At 58.6% G+C, this 3,164-nt stretch carries 3 protein-coding genes; 1 reads left to right on the top strand and 2 read right to left on the bottom strand.

The window, feature by feature from the left end; genetic code table 11:
* The coding region (locus J5J06_19770; protein MCO6439334.1) for a hypothetical protein at positions 1–264 on the top strand (264 nt) is incomplete at its 5' end.
* A gap of 25 nt (positions 265–289) precedes the next feature.
* On the opposite strand, the gene J5J06_19765 is transcribed toward J5J06_19770, so the two are convergent.
* On the bottom strand, positions 290–2,236 hold the full coding sequence (locus J5J06_19765; protein ID MCO6439333.1) for a hypothetical protein: 1,947 nt from the start codon (positions 2,234–2,236) through the stop codon (positions 290–292).
* 102 nt (positions 2,237–2,338) lie between these two features.
* Complete coding sequence (locus J5J06_19760; GenBank protein ID MCO6439332.1) at positions 2,339–2,695, bottom strand: hypothetical protein; 357 nt, start codon at positions 2,693–2,695, stop codon at positions 2,339–2,341.
* Positions 2,696–3,164: the final 469 nt, after the last annotated feature.

Here is a 3,164-nt window from a genome sequence, read left to right as displayed (position 1 = left end):
CAGAATCCGGCAATCTCGCCCCGGAAGAACTCCGGGCACTGCGCTTGCCGGTGGATCCCGATGCCCGATCATCGGGGTCGGGTTGCTTCCGGTCGGTTCGAAAGGCAGCTCGTGCTTCTTATCCCGCAGAACTGGCAGTTCTTCGGCTCCGAGGAAGGCGCCAAGGCCGCCGTCATCATGATGAGCCTGGTGCAGTCGTGCCGCGAGCACGGCATCAACCCCGACGGCGATCAGCGTCCCGCACGGCCGCTGCGAACCCGATAGTCGAGATACACTCGCCACGGTTACGTTAGTAACCTGTATTCACTATTGCGTCTCGCATGCGCTCCGGCCTCTCGATTCTTGCCACGACCTCGCCATTCCTCATGAATAGGACTTCGTCTATGTAGTGAGATGCCCATAGTCTATACACGCGCCCGCCAAGCGCTGGCACTACCACGCCAAGCGGATGTAGCTTCCCAGCAGAGCTAGCCTGCACCTGGAGCGCCGGGCCTCCTCCAAGAATCGTTACTTCCACGATGTGTCCACTCGTATCACACGATGCGCCTGTAGACATCTGCTGTCTATCGAGACTCAAGAAACCATGGAACATCTCTTCGCCCCGTCGTCGCCATATCTGAAGCGTTATTGCATCTGTGGCGCTGACGAATCCGATTACTTCTCCCTCTTCATACACCCCCAAAGGCGACGAGGCGCTACCTATCCGTAGGCCACTGTGGTCGCCTAAAAGTTCTAAGTTCCATCGCAAAACAGCCGAAGAAACTTGCAGCGCGGTCGTTCCGGCACTGTCACTGATAATGGTTGTCGGAAGTGGCGACAGAACCGCGGGCTCGTGCAAGACGATTTCTGTACTACCAAGCGGCCCCCAATGTTCCAGTTGCCAAATATCCGTCTCGGCATCCACTAGATGTAAGCGTTGACCACCAAGTGTGGGCACTAGATGCTTGGGTAGCTTCCCAATATGGAGTGCGACCGCCAGCAACCCCCGCACAGAATACGTGTGGGGGCGCAGACCGGCGTAGTCAATACTAATGCGCCTGGACTCTCCAGGCTGCAAAGGCACTGTCGTCAGGACAGGCGAGCGACCTCGAATCCTTTCCTGCAATCGTACCGAATAGTACCCGGGAGGCAATCCATCGAAACCAGCGACCCCCCCCCGCGTTCTTTCGATATGAACGCGGGGGTCCTGGCTGCCCCAAACTGGCGTTGGAGTCTTTGGTCCATCGGGTCCAAAAACAAATACGTCGAGGCCGTCATCCGGAGGAGCATCCACCATCACCTCCAGCTTCCCATCGGGAGGTTGTAGGTCCACAAGATTTACAACATCTGTCTGATACCGTGATTTTTCCCACCGTGCGTATCGCCCATTGAGATCTAGGACGAAGAAGGAATCGCCCGCCTTCGATTCAGGAACGACGAGCAGACCCTGCTGGCCGAGAAAAAGGTCGCCGCCGACCCACGCAGCGATTGGCTTAGTAGCCACTCCATTCCACTGCCCTCCAACGATATAGACCGCTTCTGCTGGATGAAGGTCTACGGTCCCTTTGTCGATGAGACTGAATTGGTCACCACTAGGGCCGACAAGCGGGATGTTCGCTGCGCCAAGAATGCTTGCGGAGAATACCCGCCCAGCGCTGCCAGAGACAACTACCGAGAGATTGCTGTCTAGCTGCGCGGTCATGCCGTCGGGCCTGGTACCGATTTCCACCGAATTGAACTGGATACTCAGCGTCGCGTTCTTAAGGAATTCAACCGGCAGGCCCGAGACCCGCAGGGTGCATTGGCAGTACTGACTATAGTCAAAGACGACACGTGCCGTTTCCCCCTCTTCTACAGACACCGTTTGGACCTGACGCGGCGTGCTCGGTGACTCAGCAACGACAATATCAACCGGAACGCCTGCGGGAATTATTTCAATCCCCGTGAGGGCACCTGGCGGCAATGGGGCCTTCCATAACGGTACGGCACGCTCCCCCGACTTGAATGCTACTACTGTTGCGCCAGCAGAACCGTTCAGGCCTCGAATTGAGAAAGAGACCCTACCATCCTCCTGGGTCAAATGCTTTCGAATGGGGGTGCCGTCGGCCGCGCCAAATCCTCTCAAGAAGGCCCGTTGCCGTATGGGTTCGACAATCGGTGAATAACCGGGAACACCAGGCTCATCAGTCGCGAAGACAAACCATAAGCCCGCGGCAGCCACTGCAAGAACAAGGATTACTCGGACACAGTCTTTCATCTCAGCCTTTCCCGAGAATTGCCGCTGTGCCGGCTGCAATAGAAGCAGCTCAATCGATTCCACCGAAGGCGGGGGGCGCAGCCTAATGCGCTGCGCTGTATCCTAGTTTGGAGTTGAGGGGCAAGCGACCAGAGTTACTGTCGTGCTATCAGGAAGGCCCGTGTAGCTCTGGTCGGTCTTCGCCCAAGAAACGGTTCCGTCCCCGTTGTTGTGGAGCGTGCCCACCTGCTCACCGGAGGCATTCTTTACCGCGCCATCGTTCGGATACTGTGGATTCCGATGAACAGTCCCCTCGAAGACAACTCCTCCCTGACTGTCCGTGACCGTTACGGTGCCAGTGGTATCGTTCCCGCAGGCCTTGATCGTTAGCCCCTCCGGGGTCGTTCCACAGATGCAAGGCGTCGAGCAGGCTGAAAGGGTGAGGAGAAGCAGTGACGCGAACACGAGGATTTGCCTCATGGGAGCAATTGGACTGGCGTGCATGGGACGGAGTCAAGCGAGAGGCCTGAAATCGGGGGCCTCAAGTCGAACGCGGCGAAACGCCCGGCCCACGGATTCAAGCCCTGGGCGCCCGCTCTGGTTCGCCCGACCCGCGCTCACTCCACCGGCGCACGACTCACCGGCGGAGCCGGCGAGTAGCGCCTGCGGATCGGGCCGAACAGGTGGAAACGCGATGGCTCGCGTCCCGTGGCGCAGACTAGCCATTCCCAAGGAACAGTCGAACAAGGAGGTACGAAGTATCGTCCGGCGACAGAGTGAGTGGCCTTCCGCTGGTTGGACACTCGCAACCGAGTTGCCTGGGGGGTGTGGATCCGCTATTGAGCAAGCTCATCACGCGGCCACCTTCACGGCGGAGCGTCGTGTCGCGTGAAGTTTGAGGAAGGCCGGGTTCCACCGGTCGCTGAGCGCAAGTGCGCGCAGCCGAAGG

Source organism: Phycisphaerae bacterium, assembly GCA_024102815.1.
Classification (GTDB): domain Bacteria; phylum Planctomycetota; class Phycisphaerae; order UBA1845; family UBA1845; genus JAGFJJ01.
This window is presented reverse-complemented; position numbering and strand designations above follow the sequence as displayed.